This is a genomic window from Pseudoalteromonas sp. AOP31-A2-14 (genome assembly GCF_052378035.1).
Lineage (GTDB): Bacteria > Pseudomonadota > Gammaproteobacteria > Enterobacterales > Alteromonadaceae > Pseudoalteromonas.
Genome location: NZ_JBQSXI010000001.1, coordinates 3261323 through 3279364, shown reverse-complemented (window position 1 = coordinate 3279364; position 18042 = coordinate 3261323). Strand labels below are relative to the sequence as shown.

The window sequence follows — 18042 nt, the reverse complement described above, 5'->3', positions numbered from 1 at the left end:
GGTTTGAACTTGATTGCCAATGTGGCAAATTGTCGCAGGGACTTTATTCTAGATTTGGTATATAAGAAAAACTAGGTTAAAATTTGACTCTTATCAACAGGGGTAAACAACAGCATATGTCAGAAATTCAATTTTTAAATGTAGATCTTGAGCTAGAATCGAAACAAGATATTAGCACTTTAGTGGCCGACCTCAAAAAGCATGCCACGGTATTACATTACGATAAAGATGAGTATAGACAACTTGCCCGTATTGAAGCCAGTGCTGAAATAAGCTCGCCAGACAAAGCTATAAATCATATTTGCGAGCTTATTGAATCATGCTCTCGTAATGCCTTAAAGCAATGGTTATCGTGTTCAAGACGTACCTTTGATATTGGTTTCGAGTCAGGCATTTCACCTAAATGTTTTAACCAAGCATTACAAGCTGACACTTTGTTACGCATTTCTGCGATTGGTGCGGGTATCGAAATCACTATCTACCCGCTTGAGAAATAGCTTTTTATATAAAAATAGCGCTTAACGCTCAACCACCGCGGCCGTCATTCGTGATACGCAGCACAACTCTCCACGGCTATTAGTTATTTTTACTTCCCACACTGATGTACGCTTACCTAAATGAAGAGGTTTAGCTGTGGCCGTTAAGGTGCCGTTGCGTGATGCCTTTAAATGGTTGGCATTAATTTCTTGCCCTACACAATAAAACTTAGTGTAATCAACAACAAAGTTAGCTGCGTAGCTGGCTACTGTTTCTGCAAGGGCAACATTAGCGCCTCCATGCACCATACCGATAGGGTTATGATGTTGTGGGATTGCAGGCATGGTTGCAACTAAATAATCATCACCAATTTCAGTTACTTCAATGCCCATTGTTTTCATTAGTGTGCCTTGATCTGTAATGCCACTTTCCAATTGTTTACACAGCTCAAGGCTGACGGGTTGATACCAGATGCTCATTTTATTTCTCGGTTAGGTCGTGGTTTACACTCAGGCTATTTTATTATTGATTATAATTCAATTGGTGTTTTGTTAATTATGAAAGTCATAATTTAAATTTGCGATTTTTAGATAACTGTATATACTCACAGTTAAATGTACTGTATGGAAAACCAGTTGTATGCGCCCATTAACTAAACGCCAAGCTCAAATACTCGAACTGATTAAAGTTTTTATTAAAGACACGGGGATGCCGCCAACTCGTGCTGAAATAGCCCAAACACTTGGTTTCAAAAGTGCTAATGCTGCTGAAGAGCATTTAAAAGCATTAGCTAAAAAGGGCGTAATTAAAATGACGCCAGGGGCTAGCCGTGGTATTAAGTTAATTGAAGAAGAACCTGAGCAATTGGGGTTGCCTTTAATTGGTCGTGTCGCTGCTGGGGAGCCTATTTTGGCGCAACAACATGTTGAGAGCCATTGCCAAATTGATCCGCTATTATTTAAACCTGCTGCGGACTTTTTACTGCGTGTAAATGGTATGAGTATGAAAGATATCGGAATTATGGACGGTGACTTATTAGCAGTGCATAGTACCCAAGTCGCTGAGAATGGCCAAGTTGTTGTTGCTCGTGTTGATGAGGATGTAACAGTTAAGCGTCTTGAAAAAGCAGGCCGAAAAATACTTTTACATGCTGAAAATGAAGACTTTACACCTATTGAGGTGGACTTAGAACACGAGTCGTTCAATATTGAAGGACTTGCTGTTGGCGTGATTCGAAATGCTGATTGGATGTAGCCATCAAGGTTGGCTAAGTTTTTCGCACCAAATTAGTGAAGTTTGGTGCAATACATTTCTTATACTCTAAAGACTATATTTCATAGTTGTTAATACCCGCTAAACCCTTACTTTACCTTGCTTTTCGTTACTTTAAAGTAACTCATGTATTCTGCCCATCTAAAATAATGCGCTAGTTTTAGCTGTTATTCCTGCACCAAAAAAGAATTTAATTACTATAAAAATTTGCTTATTGACTATTTTTTAACTAATTAGTTAACACACTGTGTTAACAATTATTTTACTGAAATTGAAAGTAACACGAGATAGTGAGTAAAAAACATTATCTATATGGAAGTTTTGCAGCATTAACTTTCCAATAAAAAATAAAAATAACGAATTGGCACTAGCAGTAATACCAAGCGTATTAAGTTACAAAATTTGTAGTTTTATTAATTGGTATAGGTGGCCTTTTCGCTTTGCGTTTTGCAATAGCATCAAAAGGAGCCGTCACATGGGTAAACTGAGCTCTACCTTGTGGCTTATATTGTTTGTCCTTCCGCAGCAAGTCTTGGCTAATAGCCAATTTAATATGCGTGAAGGGGTTACTGATATAAGTAATAATGTTTATCAACTACACATGACCATTTTTATAATTTGTTGTGTGATAGGGGTTATTGTCTTTGCCGTGATGTTTTGGGCGTTATTACATCATCGTAAATCTAAAGGGGCAAAACCTGCCCAGTTTCATGAAAGCACCAAAGTTGAAATACTTTGGACTGCGATTCCGTTTGTAATATTAATTGCTATGGCTATTCCTGCCACCAAAACCTTAATTGCTATGGAAGATGCCAGTAAAGCGGATATCACCATTAAAGTTACGGGTTCACAGTGGAAGTGGCATTATGAATATATGGGAGAGGATGTCTCTTATTATTCCATTTTATCAACACCACAAGATCAAATAGCAAACCTAGCTGATAAAACAGATAACTATTTGCTTGAGGTTGATAAACCGTTAGTTTTACCAATCAATAAAAAAATACGTTTTCTAATGACTTCAGATGACGTTATTCACTCTTGGTGGGTGCCTGATTTTGCAGTTAAAAAAGATGCTAATCCGGGCTTTATTAATGAAACTTGGACACGAATAAACGAGGAAGGAATCTATCGCGGACAATGCGCTGAGCTTTGCGGAAAAGATCATGGCTTTATGCCTGTAGTCGTAGAGGCTAAGTCTGAGCAAGACTTTAATGCTTGGCTTGCTGATGCAAAACAAGCTAAAGAGAAGGCGGCGGCGGCTGATGCCGCGCTACTTGATCAAACCTTACCTAAAGAAGAGTTAATGACTTTGGGTGAGCAAGTTTATATGGCTAGTTGTGCAGCTTGTCATCAGCCCACTGGCATGGGCTTACCTGGCGTATTCCCGGCACTTAAAGGCAGTCCAATCGTACTTGGAGATATCAATGATCACGTTGATATTGTACTTCATGGCAAGCCGGGAACCGCTATGCAAGCCTTTGTAAAGCAGCTATCAATTAAGCAATTAGCGGCTGTTGTTACCTACAAACGTAATGCATGGGGCAACGATACCGGTGATGTTATTCAGCCTAGTGATATACAAGCTGCCATTGATACAAGTTCGGAGGCCAAGTAATGAGTAGCATTACAAACAATCATAGTAATCAAACTGCAGAGCACCATGATCATCACCAACCTGCAAAAGGGTTTAAACGTTGGCTTTATACTACTAATCACAAAGATATAGGTAGTTTATATTTAATATTTTCATTGACCATGTTTTTAATTGGCGGCGGCATGGCAATGGTGATTCGCGCTGAGTTATTTCAGCCCGGTTTGCAATTAGTTGAGCCACACTTTTTTAATCAAATGACGACTGTTCATGGATTAATTATGGTATTTGGTGCGGTTATGCCAGCCTTTACGGGTCTTGCTAATTGGATGGTGCCTTTAATGATTGGGGCGCCAGATATGGCCTTGCCTCGCATGAATAACTGGAGTTTTTGGATTTTACCATTCGCGTTTTTAATCCTACTTGCTTCATTGTTTATGCCTGGTGGGGGCCCTGCGTTTGGCTGGACTTTCTATGCACCGTTATCAACAACATATAGTAATGATAATACAGCACTATTTGTATTCGCAGTGCATATTATGGGAATTAGCTCGATTATGGGTGCCATTAATGTGATTGTAACTATAGTGAATATGCGCGCCCCTGGCATGACGTGGATGAAGTTACCGTTATTTGTTTGGACTTGGCTAATTACTGCCTTTTTACTTATTGCCGTGATGCCGGTGTTAGCGGGCGCGGTTACTATGGTACTGACTGACAAGTACTTTGCGACTAGCTTTTTTGATGCCGCTGGTGGCGGCGATCCAGTGATGTTTCAGCATATATTTTGGTTCTTTGGTCATCCTGAAGTGTACATCATGATATTGCCCGCTTTTGGTATTATCTCGACGATTGTGCCAACTTTCTCACGTAAAAAGCTGTTTGGTTATGCCTCTATGGTGTATGCCACATCATCAATTGCGCTGTTAAGTTTTATTGTTTGGGCACATCATATGTTTACTACCGGTATGCCAGTCGCGGCTGAGCTATTCTTTATGTATTCTACTATGCTGATATCGGTCCCTACAGGGGTAAAAGTATTTAACTGGGTAGCTACCATGTGGCGTGGCTCCATTAGCTTTGAAGTACCGATGCTATTTAGTATTGCTTTTATTGTGCTGTTTACCTTGGGTGGCTTTTCGGGGCTAATGTTAGCCATAACACCCGCTGATTTTCAGTATCATGATACCTACTTTGTCGTGGCGCACTTTCATTATGTGTTAGTGACTGGGGCCATATTCTCGATTATGGCTGGGGCCTATTACTGGCTGCCCAAGTGGACCGGTAATATGTTTAATATCACCTTAGCAAAGTGGCATTTCTGGTTATCTTTAGTAAGTGTAAATGTATTGTTTTTCCCAATGCACTTTGTTGGCCTTGCTGGTATGCCGCGCCGTATTCCTGATTATGCTCTGCAATTCGCTGATTTCAACGCCATCATTAGTATAGGTGGATTTGCATTTGGTTTATCACAGCTATTGTTTGTTGCGGTGGTAATAAAGTGCGCTAGAGGCGGCGACAAAGTCCCAGCGAAAGTATGGGATGGCGCTGAGGGTTTGGAGTGGGAAGTAGATTCACCCGCTCCTTATCATACCTTTGAAACACCTCCGGAGGTCAAGTAATGAGCCATGCACCACTGCTTAAACGCTTAGTTTTAGTATGTCTTGGCATGTTTGCTTTCGCGTTTGCACTGGTGCCGCTTTATGATGTTTTTTGCGATATAACAGGTCTAAATGGTAAGCCATCACTTGAGCAAGCAGAGGAAAGCATGCGGGTAGTTGATGCCCGCCAAGTTGATGTGAGCTTTACTACTCACGCTCAAAGTGGTGCGCCCTTTGAAGTGAAATCAAAAGAGTACAGTGTGGCAGTAAAACCGGGGGCCATGCGCGAGGTGTTGTTTAGCGCAAAAAACCTCAGTCACCAAGATAAAGTAATGCAAGCAGTACCTTCAGTATCGCCAGGAAAAGCTGCCAAGTATTTACATAAAATGGCGTGTTTTTGCTTTGATCAACAACCTCTAAAAGCCGGTGAAGAAGTTGAGTTTAAGCTACTTTTTTATATTGATACTGAGCTTCCGGAAAGTGTCGAAGAGCTTACCTTGTCGTATACCGTGTTTGATATTAGTAGTCAGTTAGTGGCTAGTAATTAGGAGCAAGTAAGATGAATCAAAACTACAAAAAGTATTATGTGCCAGCACAAAGTCCGTGGCCTATCGTGGGTGCTGTGGCGATGTTTTTGATTGCTTTAGGCGCCGCACTTAGCGTAATGCAAATGAACGGAGAAGGCAGTAGTGGACCGTACTTGTTGTATGCAGGTATCGCTGTGCTGTTATTTATGTTGTTCAGTTGGTTTAAAAATGTCATCGAAGAGTCGGACCAGGGATTGTACTCGGCGCAAATGGATCGCTCGTTTCGTCAGGGTATGAGCTGGTTTATCTTCTCCGAAGTAATGTTTTTTATGGCTTTTTTTGGCGCACTTTTTTATGCCAGAACTATTTCTGTGCCTTGGCTGGGCGGTGCAGGCAATAACGCTATGACCAATGAGGTGCTATGGCCTACATTTGAGGCTATGTGGCCGTTAGTGACAACCCCCAGTGGCGACACTACCCAAGCAATGCCATGGCAGGGACTCCCGCTTATCAATACTTTGCTTTTATTGGCTTCGTCAGTAACGCTACATTTTGCTCATGTTGCTATGGAGAATAATAAACGTACACCGTTAAAAGTATATTTAGGGCTCACCCTAGTGCTTGGTGTGTGCTTTCTAGGGTTGCAGGTTGAAGAGTACATACATGCATATCAAGACTTAGGTTTAACGCTTGATGCGGGGGTATATGGCAATACCTTCTTCTTATTGACCGGCTTTCATGGCATGCATGTGACTTTGGGTACTATTTTATTGCTGGTTATTTTTATTCGAATTTTAAAAGGGCATTTTAACTCTGAAAAGCATTTTGCTTTTCAGGCGGCGGCTTGGTATTGGCACTTTGTTGATGTGGTGTGGTTGTGCTTGTTTGTATCTGTTTATGTGCTGTAGGTGAGGAGTTAGCTTGAATAAAGCCGAGCTTAAGCGCAGCAATAACCAGTACCAGTAAAACCACTGAAAATAATACCCGACGGCCTAGGTAATATGACATGGGTCGTCCATAAGCTTTACCCGAAACCATAATAAATAAAGCACGAAATAGGCTAAAAAGTATAAACAATAACAACAGTACAATAATAATTTTAATAACCACTGGGTCACCTTTATGCGGTTAATTTTAAGGCGTAAAAAAAAGCTTAGTTCAATTATCACAATTTGCGTGGTGATGATTGTGGTTATTGTTTGTTTGCGTTTGGCTTATTGGCAACTTCAACGAGCTGACAATAAAACCCAGCAATTAGCCCAAATAGCTGAGCTACAAAGCCAAGGCGTTATGACGTGGCAGCAAATGCAGCAGCTACCAAGCCAGTGGAATAAAACTGGTTTGCACGTCACCGTTAATGGCAAGCTTGATAATCAACAATATTGGCTATTAGATAATCAAGTTTATCTTGGGCAAGTGGGCTACGATTTATTAGTGATGCTCACTTTAGCCAACTCAACAGAAACAGTTTTAGTTAACTTAGGATGGGTAAAAGCGCCACCCACACGGGAGCAACTTCCTACCGTGTTAATACCAAGCACGCTTGATACGACAACTATTCAGCTCAAGCAAGGCAAATTAAGTGGTTTCACCTTGCAAGACAAAAAAGTGCAAACGGATGAGCTTGGCTGGCCTAAACGAGTGCAAATTATAGACTTGGCATTATTTACCAAGCAATCAGGCCAAACAATGGCGAGTTTGATTGGCTATCGACAAGGTGAGGGCGATGATATCGCCACCCCACATTATGAAGCGGTGGTAATGAGCCCGCAAAAGCATCATGCGTATGCTGTGCAGTGGTTACTAATCGGGGTTGCCTGTGTGGCTGTTGCCTTATTTGCTACCTAAATTCGGATAATAAGTGCAATTTCTCAGATTAGATGGCCAGCTGTTATAATTCGGCCATTTTCTCGCCAAAGGAAATTGCTTTAATGAAATATAAACAGCTGACACAAGAAGAAAGATACCAGATTTACGCGTTAATAAAAGCAGGAAATAACCAAAAGCAGATAGCTGAAGAACTAACTCGTTCACCGTCATCTATTTCTAGAGAGCTAAAACGCAATAAAGGACTTAAAGGCTATCGGCCTAACCAAGCCAATAACTTTGCTGAACAAAGACGTAAGTCATCTTTCAAAGCAAGTAAGTTAACAGAGGACGTCACTCACTGGATTAATAAATTGTTGCATGACGGACTTTCCCCTGAGCAAGTGGCAGGCCGCTTAGCTTTAGAGAAACAGGTCGTTTTACATCATGAAACAATTTATCAATATATTTACAGAGACAAGGCTCGTGGTGGCAAGCTACATAAGACACTCACTCGTGCATGTAAAAAGTATAAAAAACGCTATGGAAGCTATGATAAACGTGGACAGATAGTTAATCGAGTCAGCATTGATGAACGCCCAAGTATTGTGGATTCAAAGTCTAGGATTGGTGATTGGGAGGGCGATACAGTGATAGGTAAAGGGCGTAAAAATGCGCTTGTCACAATGGTTGAACGTAAAACGTTATATACAGTCGTTCACAGAATTGAAAGCAAGCATGCGAAAATAACAGCCGATGCGCTGATCACGTGTATGACACCATATAAAGGTAAGGTTATTACCGTGACGTTAGATAATGGAAAAGAGTTTGCTCACCATGAGCATGTTGCACAAAAATTAGAAGCTGATGTGTATTTCGCTCATCCCTATTCATCATGGGAGCGGGGCATAAATGAGAATACCAACGGCTTACTTAGACGCTTCTTCCCCAAGGGAACTGACTTTATGGCGCTAAGTGAAGCAGAGATACAGGCGGCAGTTGATAAGCTCAACCATCGGCCAAGAAAAACAAGAGGGTATAAAACCCCTCATGAATTATTTACGGGGCAATCAGAAGTTCTGGTGGCTGCATAATGATTGCACTTAATACTTGAATTCAAGCTAGTAAAAAAAGGGGTGAAAATGAAAAATAAAACATTATCTATATTTGTAGCTTGTTGCTTAGTTCCCTTGGCGCTTGCTTATTTGGCATTAAAGTTGGAATGGATCCCAAGTGCTTCAAGTAATCAGGGCGAATTTTTAAGCCAAGAAATTAAACTTAAAAATTGGCAGAAAAGCGATCATAAACAATGGACTATTGCCTTAAATTACCCTCAAGAGTGCCAAAAATCCTGCACAGAGCAGTTACAAGCGCTTGATAATTTGTACGTGGCACTGGGTAAAAACCAAAGTAAGGTCGATATGGTGATTTTAGGTAAATCAAGCCAACCAACCCCTTCATGGCGACAGCTTGAAAACAACGCTGAGCTTACTCCTGCAAGCTTATATTTAATTGATCATATGGGGCTGGTGGTTTTGCAATACCCTTATGAAAAAGAGCCCCTACAAAATAGGTTAGCTCAAAAAGGCTTATTAAAAGATTTAAAAAAATTACTTAATTACGCACGCTCAAGCTAAGTAAGGAATTACTCAGATGTATCAAAATTATAAGTACTTAGTGATCGTGACCTTTTTTTTGTCGATTGTGGTGATAGGGCTTGGCGCTTACACGCGACTAAGTGATGCCGGGCTTGGTTGTCCCGATTGGCCAGGTTGTTATGGCTTTTTAACCGTGCCTAAACATGAAGCTGACTTAGCTCATGTAGCACAAACTTATCCCGGTATGATGTTTGAAAAGGCCAAAGCATGGAAGGAGATGGTGCATCGTTACTTTGCAGGCACCTTGGGTTTACTTATTTTAGGACTTTTTGTATTTGCTTTTTTTAAACGGCAATACCCAGCGATGCCCGTTAAATTACCGTTAGCATTATTAATTCTAGTGGTTTTTCAAGCGGCGCTGGGTATGTGGACGGTCACTATGAATTTACAGCCATTGATAGTAATGGGGCATTTGCTAGGTGGCTTTAGTCTTTTATCGTTGGTGGTTTTATTGTATTTGCGCTTAACGGCAAAGCCTATTATTGGCGGCGATGCTGGAGCTAAAAATTATTTTAAATTAAGTTTAGTCGCGCTTGGTGTGTTGGTGATGCAAATTGCCCTTGGTGGCTGGCTCGCAGCTAATTATGCTGCGCCGTATTGCAATGGCTTGCCTCTTTGTAGTTATGGTCACCCATTTTCGTTAGGCAGTGTATTTCAATTACCGTTGGAGCATAGCAACTATGAGTTTGGCGTATTGTCACAGCAAGCGAGAATGTCGATTCATTTGCTGCATCGTATATGGGCGTTAGTTACTTGTGTGGTGCTCGCGCTTATTATGTGGCGTATTTATAGTCGCGCATTATCGAAAAAAATAAAGCAGTGTACGGTCGCTGTATTAATCGCTTTGTTGTGCCAAATTTGTTTAGGGCTTGCGGTGGTACATTGGCACTTTCCTCTAGCTATCGCACTGGCGCATAACTTAATGGCTGCCATACTGTTATTAACTATGGTTCGTTTATGCTTTTATTTAAAGGCCCGTACTTAGGAGGCAACATGGCACATTTATTAACAATAACTAAAAGGGCTCCGATACAGATAACTGAGTTATTTAAAGACTACTTAGCAATCAGCAAGTTTAAAGTTGTTGCTATGTTGGTATTAACTGCATGGGTTGGTTTAGCGCTTGCGCCTGATGTTGGTCGTGGTATTGGCGTACAGCTTATTAGTTTATTAGGCATTGGTTTGTTGTCAGCGGCAGCCGCGGTTATTAACCATGTGGTTGATAGTGAAATCGATAGTAAAATGGCGCGAACGCGGCATCGTCCTGTGGCAAAGGGGCGTTTATCTAAGCTACACGCCTTAAGTTTTGCCGGTGTTATTGGTGTTAGTGGTTTTATAATGCTGATGGTGTGGGCAAACCCGAAAACGGCTGTTTTAACGCTTTTTGCACTCGTTGGTTATGCCTTTATTTATACCTCTTTTTTAAAGCGCGCAACACCGCAAAATATTGTTATTGGTGGGCTTGCAGGTGCTATGCCGCCATTATTGGGTTGGGTATCTGAAACAGGCCAAATGGCTGCCGCACCTTGGTTATTAGTGATGATTATTTTTACCTGGACTCCGCCGCATTTTTGGGCTTTAGCGATTGCACGAAAAAGTGATTATGAACGCGCTAAAATTCCTATGCTGCCAGTCACTCATGGTATCGATTTTTGTAAAACCTGTGTGATTGCGTACTCTATTTTACTGGCGCTTGTGTGTGTATTACCTTATTTAATTGGTATGTCGGGGGAGGCGTATTTAGCGGTGGCGAGCCTACTAAATGGTATTTTTATTTATAAAGCTATTAAACTGAAAGTAGCGCCAAAAGAAGGGACCGCGATGGATTTATTTCGTTTTTCGATTATTCATTTAATGATACTCTTTGTCGCCTTATTTGTAGATAAATGGCTAGTTATATGAAGGTCTTAAAAATGCAGGCAGTACAATTATGGCGTTTGAGCTTTTTAGTGCTGGGCTTGGTATTATTAGGTGCATGCAGCGACAATAAAATGGCCAACGTAAATGCACTTGTATATGAACAAGCAAAGCCACTAAATGAATTTACTTTGCAAGATCAGCACAATCAAACAGTCACTAAGCAAGCATTTTTAAACCGGTGGAACTTAGTGTTTTTAGGTTATACCAGCTGCCCTGATATTTGCCCGCTTACACTTGCTAAGTTACAAGGTGCTTATAATACCTTGAGTGACAACTACCCTTTACAAATATGGTTTATGTCGGTTGATCCAAAACGCGATAACGCCGCAAAGCGAAAGGCGTATATTGATTATTTTAACCCTGACTTTTTAGCGGTTTCAGGGGAGCATAAAAACTTATTTCCGCTAGTACGCGAATTAGGATTAATTTACGCTATTAGTGATAGTGATGAGCAAGAGTATGCGGTTGATCACAGTGCCTCAGTGGCGCTGGTTGATGGTAGCGGAGCAGTACGTGCTATTTTTAAACCTGAGTTTCAGCAAGGCCAAGTGCCATTAATTAATGCTAGTGAGTTAATTAAAGAGTTTAAAATAATAGCAGATTATTATCCGCTCAACTAATTTACTGTATTTTATAATCTTGTGGGGTTTTGCGCTCCATTAAGTCACTTTCCCGTATTTTTTTAGCGCGGAAAATCATAATAAGCTGAACGTGCAGAGCAAATCGCGATAAGATCAAAGTATAATAATTGCTTTGCTAACTTTAAATGAAAGTCACTTGTTTAAAGCTCTTTGATTCAGTAACGACGACGTTGTTTAAAAAGATACAATTAAGTAAGCAGGCGTGTGTTCCCACCTTGAAATATGCGATTGAACTATTCAGTTAAAAGCAACGGGTTGTTCAACCGCAAAGGGCGCTGGGTAATTTAAAATGATTATTCAACGATAACCCAAGGCTGTGAAAACCAATAGTAACTACCTGAATGCGAAATAGAAGGTGCTGTGCAATTAAATCGAGAACGGCCCAAGTTTAATTTTTTAGGTGAGCTTACTTTAACAATACCGGGTTCCAACCACTCTAAATTTGCCTGGCCAACCCCCGAGACGTAACAAGCAAATTGAGTCTTATGAAAATCATCTTTATTAAATTCAATGGTAATACTAGGGGGATTGTCGGTGGTAACGCTGTCGTTATAAGTGAGGTTTTTAATAGTAAAAGCACGAGAGTTCATTTTTGTAGTAAGGGTTTCTAATTTGCTATAAAAACCTGACGCAGGAAAGCGTGCTAAACGACTAAAATCTGACTTGCTATTTACGGCTCCAGAATGCTGGCCAATACCTACAAAGCCCAGTTCAGTTACTAACTCTTGTAATTGATTATTAAACTCACCATAGGGGTAAGCTAAATACTTATAATCGTGTCCTATCTCTTCTTTAATACGCTGCTGGGAGTCTAGAATGTCTTTTTTAATACGTGCTTGCCATTGGCTGGTAGTTTCACCGTTTAATTTACGGTGTAAGTAATTGTGCTCACCACTGTGGTTGCTGATGAGCGCGCCTTTTTTTGCAAGTTCACGTAATTGCTGCCAAGTCATCACATAGTCTTTACCTTCATCAATCAGCTTTGGGTTTACAAAAATAGTATAGGGGTAGCCAAACTTTTCTAAGATAGGAGCAGCTTGTTCATAGTTATTATCGTAACCGTCATCAAAGGTAATCGCGATGGTTTTTTCTGGTAATTTTTGACCTTTTTGTAGGCTATTAATTAGTTCATTGAGAGCAATAACGTTAAACTGGTGCTCTTGCAAATAAGTTAAATGCTCGATAAAGCTTTCAGCACTTAGGCTGGTTACAGCCGGAAGAGTTTCGCTAACATGATGATATTGTAAAATAACCGCACTTTGAGCACTAAAAGATAGACCACACAAGGCAGATAAACATAAATGAAACAGTTTCTTACACGTCATAAAGCACACCATAAAAGCTTATTGTTGTTAGCCGGGCCGATGATTTTATCAAACATTACCGTGCCACTGTTAGGATTAGTTGATACTGCTGTGATTGGTCATCTTGGTAGCAGCCATTATTTAGCTGGAATAGCCTTGGGTGCAACGGTTATTTCATTATTATTTTGGCTTGCTGGCTTTTTACGAATGAGCACCACAGGCTTAGTTGCTCAGGCCTATGGTAATAATAACACTGAGCAATTAGCCGGGTTATTAAAGCGTAGTTTAGTACTGGCATTAAGTGTCGCATTTGTATTGATAGTCGCCTCCCCGTGGATAAAAGAATTAATTGCGATTTTGTCTGATACTAACAAAGACGTATTAACGCAGGCTTATATTTATTTTGAAATTCGTATTTTTAGTGCCCCTGCCGCGCTTTGTAACTTGGTGCTACTAGCATGGATGCTTGGCGTGCATTACGGCAAAGGGCCATTTTATTTATTGTTGGTCACTAACATTACCAATATTGTACTTGATGTATATTTTGTGGTGTTTTTAGATTGGGGAGTAGCCGGTGCTGCATGGGCATCGTTAATTGCTGATTATTTAGCGTTATTTTTTGCACTTGGATTGGTGTTCAAGTTGGCGGCTAAAAAAGGTGTGCAGCTGAATATTAGCGGCTGGTTTAGCTTAGCGCAAATGACCTCATTATTGAGTTTAAACCGCGACATTTTTATTCGTTCTTTAATTTTACAGCTGTGTTTTAGTTTTATGACTTTTTATGGTGCTCGTATTGGTGAAGTGACACTTGCAGCAAATGCGGTATTGCTGAATTTTTTAATGTTGGTGAGCTTTGCTTTAGACGGTATTGCCTATGCCAGTGAAGCGAAAGTTGGCCATGCCAAAGGTAAAAATAGTGCACGCTTAATTAAGCTCTGGGTACAAATAAGTGTCTTTTGGGGGGCATTATTTGGCTTATGTTACAGCTTGTTTTTTGCGTTTTTTGGTAAGCAAATAATTACATTACTGACTGATATACCTGAGGTAATAAGTGCAGCACAATCATATTTAATTTGGATTATATTTTTACCTATATTAGCTATGAATTGCTTTTTGTTTGATGGCATTTTTGTTGGCTTAACTCGCGCTAAAGATATGCGCAACACGATGATCGTTTCCGCGTTAATTGGCTTTTTTGGTGTTTTTTGGTTGTTTATTGATTTACAAAACCACGCTTTATGGCTGGCTATGAGCAGCTTTATGCTATTACGCGGGGTCACGCTTGTTGTGCGTTATCTGCAATTGCGAAAACGAAATGAGTTGTTAAGTTAGCTGTATAAAAGCAAATTTTCGTAAACTAAGCTTAAAACTCAAGGTTGGATATGCTACAACCTTGATATATTCACTTTTTTATTACACTTATGACAGAACTTTACCATTGGTTTGATTTAATTGGCGTGGCGGTGTTTGCCGTGTCAGGTACATTGATTGCTTACAATAAAAAAATGGATGGCTTTGGTGTTGTTGTGCTCGCTATTGTCACTGCTATTGGTGGTGGCACCCTGCGCGATGTCATTTTAGATGTGCCAGTCTTTTGGTTGCATGACCAAAGCTATTTCATCGCTATTCTTGCTTCTGTTTTTGTAACCACAAGGCTGATTAATAAACAGCGTTCAATACCTTATTATCATCTGCAAATTGCTGATGCCTTTGGTTTATCATTTTTTGCAGTAATGGGCGTACAAAAAGCTTTGTTGGCGGGCATGCCAAGTACAACTGCAATTATCATGGGGGTGATCACCGCCTGCTTTGGTGGGGTTATACGCGATGTGCTAGCCGGAAATATTCCTATGCTGTTAAAAGGTGAGTTGTACGCGATAGCCTGTATAGCGGGTGGTATAATTTATACTGGCAGTATTTATTTCGGCTTTGTGACCGAGCTTGCGATGATTTTGGCAATGCTCACAACATTAATACTGCGCTTTGCAGCAGTGAAATGGCAACTTACCCTACATGTTTTTAAATATCCCGACTAGACTGTAATAAAACAATAGTATAGGGACAAGGGATATGTCGTTAGCAAGAGTTTATTCCCGTGCACAGGTGGGTATTCAAGCACCAGAGGTCATGGTTGAAGTTCATTTAGGTAATGGTTTACCGGCTTTTCATATCGTGGGCTTACCTGAAGCTTCAGTAAAAGAAGCAAAAGATCGAGTACGTAGTGCTCTTGAAAACTCTCAGTTTGGCTTTCCTGATCAACGTATCACTGTCAATCTAGCTCCGGCCGATTTACCTAAAGATGGTGGGCGTTTTGATCTTGCCATTGCGGTGGGGATTTTAGTCGCTTCAGGACAAATAGTCTGCAATGAGCTTGAGCGTTATGAGTTTTATGGGGAGCTTGCTTTAAACGGTGAAGTGCGTGGTGTTAACGCTATTTTGCCCTCGGTACTGGCTGCAAAAGCGCAAGGGCGTTGTTGTTTTTTACCTTATGTGAATGACAGTCTCGCGAGCTTGGTTAATGGGGCTGAGCGTAAAGCAGTGTCGTCTATTCAAGAAATTTGGAGCGACTTACTCAACCAAAAACCGCTGCCTTTGAATTTAACCTACCCCGAGCAGCAAGTTGTTGAGCAGCCTCTGTTTGATTTAAGTGATGTAAAAGGTCAGCCCGGCGCTAAAAGAGTGCTCGAAATCGCCGCTGCGGGTGGCCACAATTTATTATTTTTAGGTCCGCCGGGCACGGGTAAATCAATGCTTGCTCAGCGTATGCCTACTATTATGCCCACACTTACAGATGATGAAGCCATCGCTACCGCGGCGCTTTATTCTATTATTGGTCAATCTATCGATTTAACTAACTGGCGTAAAAGGCCATTTCGCAGCCCTCATCATACTTGCTCTGCGGTGGCGTTAGTTGGCGGTTCGTGTCAATTCCAACAATTAATGTCAAATTCCAAGAATAGATGTCAAAAACACCTCTTTATCTCTCTTTGTTCACTCAAAACACCCTTCAAAAAAATAGCTAACTCGCCACCTAGATCAAGCATGCTGGGGGTGAGTTATGTTTGATGCATTGTTCGATTCTAACGGCAAAAAAGTTAAATACATGGGTATGGTAAATATCAAAAGATACTTTGAGATATGTTTAGGAAGTTACTATAACCCAGAGACTGAATACATCGTACTGTGGTATGGAAAAATATACTATCACCGTAGACGCAAAACGGTTCAAGTGTACTTTTTAAACTCTACTACCAATAAACAAGTTGTAGTTGGAGTATCAATTAAATCAATTTTGAAATTACCCATAGGATCTATTTGGGTAGAGGGGAAGTGCGAAGAAAAGTACGAATTTGAAACTTTATATACCAAGCTAGATGCTTATGACAATAAGAAATACAAGCGCCCAAACCTTACCTATACTAACCATTATGGCATCTCAAAGGATAAGGGCGAGTATATTCTCAAGCCTGATAGCTATCCAGTTGATGACATCAAAACAGACTCTAATTCCAACATCGTCGTACATACAGATACTGTTAAAATAATCATCCCATCGGTCTTGTTCTTTGTTGCGCACTATGGGGTATCAAAAGAGATTAATAAAGTTCTTATTAGCTGGCATAAACAGGAGGTCGAAGAGAGACTTAATCTAAATGATGGATATGGTGATCTAATTACTATTCCTGATCGATGCGTAATTGCCGACGCTGTATTTTTATACTACTTAAAAACAAACTCTTATACTAAAGGGTTGGTTTGGAACCTCAATAAAAGAATGCTCGCTAATGACAAGCAGTACTATTCCTTAAAGGTCGAACCTTATCACAAGCAGGACATTCAAATTAAAATAGCAGGTTTGAGAATTGACGATCAGACTCTGCTTTGTACTGAAATATTAGGTATGTCTATGCCGCAAGGAGATGCCATAGAATATAGGATAGACAAGCCTAATTCTGCTACATACGGCGATGGCATCAAACCTCAAACATCCAGAATTAGACCGATCTATAACACCGTTGAGTCTGATGAGATCTTACTAGAGGCTGAAAGAGATGCTAATAATATAACCACAGCTGTAGTCAGGCATAGGATAGAACTCATAGGCAAGATAAGAGAGCTTGTCAAGGGCGCAAATTTGACCTTAGATGAGGCTGTAGATAGCTGTAAATCAAAGGTTATATGGTTGCCGCAGAACAAGCCTGACGCTTATGCTGATGGGGAGGATGGTAATGCTAATGGTGACATTGGTAGATTTGAAGCTTTAGTGGATAGTGGCGCGATTCACTCTATAAAGAATAATTTTGAACGTCTTTTACGCTATGCTCAAGACCTTAAAGTTACTTTGCGCTACGCTCCTGTAATCATAGACTGTGTAAATGTTGCTTACGATCCTATATTTATTGGTGAGACAGTGCGTGGTATGCGCAGTAAAAAAAATGACTTTCAAGTAAGGGTAGTGTTCGTCATGCGCCTGATTACTAATCTTGGAGTTTTTTATCTATTCGATTGCAAGAAAGAGGGCAGTCAAACTAGCGGTCTTGTTATAAAAGTAATAGATCAAGATGGTTTTACAGAGGATGTTATAAGACAAGTTGTAGGTCGGTTATTTAGGGGTAATGGTCGTCTGTCCGATATAGCCGCAATATCTGAGTTTGGCATCATCCAATACTTTAAACATACCAATGGTGAGGATGTTAATTGGGTTAAAACAGCTATAGATAATCTGGAGAAAGGGGTTTTGAATAAGGATAAAGATGAGGATGAGTAAATTAATAGCAGGACTTACCTTATTGTTGACAACAGCTTGTACGCCTGTCGAACCAGAATACGACGAATACTACGGTGCAGGTTACATCGGCGTAAACGAAGCACTATGGCCTACTGAGTATGCAACACCTTATCCATTCACTGTGCCTTATGGCGAGATATCCTGCACTTCTCATCCAAAATTTGGGCGTGAAGTATATTTTGCACCAGAGGGCTTTACCGATGAATCTTATATCGGTACGCCGCTTAACAAGTCATCCGTAGATGCTCTTAATCAAGCTAATATGCGCCCAAACGTGCCCTACAGTGTCAAAGAGGGTGCTGACCTTAGTGATGCTATTAAAGCGGGTTTGAGGGTGTGTGATGAGTACCAAGATAGGCTTGATAATGGCGTCTAAAGTAAAAGCTATTAATAGGTAGTTGTTTGGAGTATACGTCCTGATCTGGTTTGACAGTAAGGGTTAGATTTAAAAAC

The 18042-nt window shown here is 40.5% G+C and carries 19 protein-coding genes and 1 pseudogene; 17 read left to right on the top strand and 3 right to left on the bottom strand.

The window, feature by feature from the left end; translation table 11 throughout:
- Positions 1–116 precede the first annotated feature (116 nt).
- Positions 117–497 (top strand): hypothetical protein, encoded by a 381-nt coding sequence (locus ACT3S9_RS15185; RefSeq protein ID WP_441993285.1) that lies wholly within the window; start codon positions 117–119, stop codon positions 495–497.
- Between the two features lie 21 nt (positions 498–518).
- Here the strand turns inward: ACT3S9_RS15185 and ACT3S9_RS15180 are convergent, their stop codons facing one another.
- On the bottom strand, positions 519–956 hold the full coding sequence (locus tag ACT3S9_RS15180; protein ID WP_444751035.1) for a PaaI family thioesterase: 438 nt from the start codon (positions 954–956) through the stop codon (positions 519–521).
- Positions 957–1116: 160 nt separating this feature from the next.
- Here ACT3S9_RS15180 and lexA point away from each other — a divergent pair, with 160 nt between their 5' ends.
- The 5 genes from lexA to ACT3S9_RS15155 all read left to right on the top strand — a co-directional run bounded on the left by lexA (position 1117) and on the right by ACT3S9_RS15155 (position 6379).
- Complete coding sequence (lexA, locus tag ACT3S9_RS15175) at positions 1117–1731, top strand: transcriptional repressor LexA (protein WP_444751034.1); 615 nt, start codon at positions 1117–1119, stop codon at positions 1729–1731.
- Positions 1732–2224: 493 nt separating this feature from the next.
- Positions 2225–3367 (top strand): cytochrome c oxidase subunit II, encoded by a 1143-nt coding sequence (coxB, locus tag ACT3S9_RS15170; RefSeq protein ID WP_441993289.1) that lies wholly within the window; start codon positions 2225–2227, stop codon positions 3365–3367.
- Positions 3367–4965, top strand: a complete 1599-nt coding sequence (ctaD, locus tag ACT3S9_RS15165) for a cytochrome c oxidase subunit I (protein ID WP_444751033.1) — start codon at positions 3367–3369, stop codon at positions 4963–4965. Before coxB ends, ctaD begins: the two co-directional genes overlap by 1 nt.
- On the top strand, positions 4965–5492 hold the full coding sequence (locus tag ACT3S9_RS15160) for a cytochrome c oxidase assembly protein (RefSeq protein WP_444751032.1): 528 nt from the start codon (positions 4965–4967) through the stop codon (positions 5490–5492). The genes ctaD and ACT3S9_RS15160 overlap by 1 nt, the downstream gene beginning before the upstream one ends.
- Before the next feature lie 11 nt (positions 5493–5503).
- Positions 5504–6379: a cytochrome c oxidase subunit 3 gene (locus ACT3S9_RS15155; protein ID WP_441834708.1), complete on the top strand. Its 876-nt coding sequence runs from the start codon at positions 5504–5506 to the stop codon at positions 6377–6379.
- Here the strand turns inward: ACT3S9_RS15155 and ACT3S9_RS15150 are convergent.
- Positions 6279–6581 carry a DUF2909 family protein gene (locus tag ACT3S9_RS15150; RefSeq protein ID WP_441834707.1) on the bottom strand — a complete coding sequence of 101 codons (303 nt, stop codon included), beginning with the start codon at positions 6579–6581 and terminating at the stop codon, positions 6279–6281. The genes ACT3S9_RS15155 and ACT3S9_RS15150 overlap by 101 nt on opposite strands.
- Before the next feature lie 12 nt (positions 6582–6593).
- On the opposite strand from ACT3S9_RS15150, the gene ACT3S9_RS15145 reads away from it, so the two are divergent.
- The 6 genes from ACT3S9_RS15145 to ACT3S9_RS15120 all read left to right on the top strand — a co-directional run bounded on the left by ACT3S9_RS15145 (position 6594) and on the right by ACT3S9_RS15120 (position 11475).
- Positions 6594–7319, top strand: a complete 726-nt coding sequence (locus tag ACT3S9_RS15145; RefSeq protein WP_444751031.1) for an SURF1 family protein — start codon at positions 6594–6596, stop codon at positions 7317–7319.
- Between the two features lie 83 nt (positions 7320–7402).
- Positions 7403–8371 carry an IS30 family transposase gene (locus ACT3S9_RS15140; protein WP_086959932.1) on the top strand — a complete coding sequence of 323 codons (969 nt, stop codon included), beginning with the start codon at positions 7403–7405 and terminating at the stop codon, positions 8369–8371.
- 48 nt (positions 8372–8419) lie between these two features.
- Positions 8420–8914, top strand: coding sequence for a transmembrane cytochrome oxidase associated protein (locus ACT3S9_RS15135; RefSeq protein WP_444751030.1), 495 nt, complete (start codon positions 8420–8422; stop codon positions 8912–8914).
- Between the two features lie 16 nt (positions 8915–8930).
- Positions 8931–9920, top strand: coding sequence for a COX15/CtaA family protein (locus ACT3S9_RS15130; RefSeq protein ID WP_444751029.1), 990 nt, complete (start codon positions 8931–8933; stop codon positions 9918–9920).
- Between the two features lie 8 nt (positions 9921–9928).
- Positions 9929–10837, top strand: a complete 909-nt coding sequence (gene cyoE / locus ACT3S9_RS15125) for a heme o synthase (protein WP_444751028.1) — start codon at positions 9929–9931, stop codon at positions 10835–10837.
- 11 nt (positions 10838–10848) lie between these two features.
- Positions 10849–11475, top strand: coding sequence for an SCO family protein (locus ACT3S9_RS15120; protein ID WP_444751027.1), 627 nt, complete (start codon positions 10849–10851; stop codon positions 11473–11475).
- 314 nt (positions 11476–11789) lie between these two features.
- Here ACT3S9_RS15120 and ACT3S9_RS15115 read toward each other — a convergent pair whose 3' ends face one another.
- Positions 11790–12821 carry a polysaccharide deacetylase family protein gene (locus tag ACT3S9_RS15115; RefSeq protein WP_444751026.1) on the bottom strand — a complete coding sequence of 344 codons (1032 nt, stop codon included), beginning with the start codon at positions 12819–12821 and terminating at the stop codon, positions 11790–11792.
- On the opposite strand from ACT3S9_RS15115, the gene dinF reads away from it, so the two are divergent.
- The 5 genes and pseudogenes from dinF to ACT3S9_RS15090 all read left to right on the top strand — a co-directional run bounded on the left by dinF (position 12798) and on the right by ACT3S9_RS15090 (position 17965).
- Positions 12798–14132: an MATE family efflux transporter DinF gene (gene dinF / locus ACT3S9_RS15110; RefSeq protein WP_444751025.1), complete on the top strand. Its 1335-nt coding sequence runs from the start codon at positions 12798–12800 to the stop codon at positions 14130–14132. The two genes, ACT3S9_RS15115 and dinF, sit on opposite strands and share 24 nt — an antisense overlap.
- A gap of 89 nt (positions 14133–14221) precedes the next feature.
- A complete protein-coding gene (locus tag ACT3S9_RS15105; RefSeq protein WP_444751024.1) occupies positions 14222–14836 on the top strand; it encodes a trimeric intracellular cation channel family protein in 615 nt (204 codons plus the stop codon).
- A gap of 34 nt (positions 14837–14870) precedes the next feature.
- Positions 14871–15722 (top strand): annotated as a pseudogene (locus tag ACT3S9_RS15100) (YifB family Mg chelatase-like AAA ATPase); the annotation flags it as partial.
- Between the two features lie 136 nt (positions 15723–15858).
- Complete coding sequence (locus ACT3S9_RS15095; RefSeq protein WP_201585319.1) at positions 15859–17568, top strand: hypothetical protein; 1710 nt, start codon at positions 15859–15861, stop codon at positions 17566–17568.
- Positions 17561–17965 (top strand): hypothetical protein, encoded by a 405-nt coding sequence (locus ACT3S9_RS15090; protein ID WP_225739089.1) that lies wholly within the window; start codon positions 17561–17563, stop codon positions 17963–17965. Before ACT3S9_RS15095 ends, ACT3S9_RS15090 begins: the two co-directional genes overlap by 8 nt.
- Positions 17966–18042 lie beyond the last annotated feature (77 nt).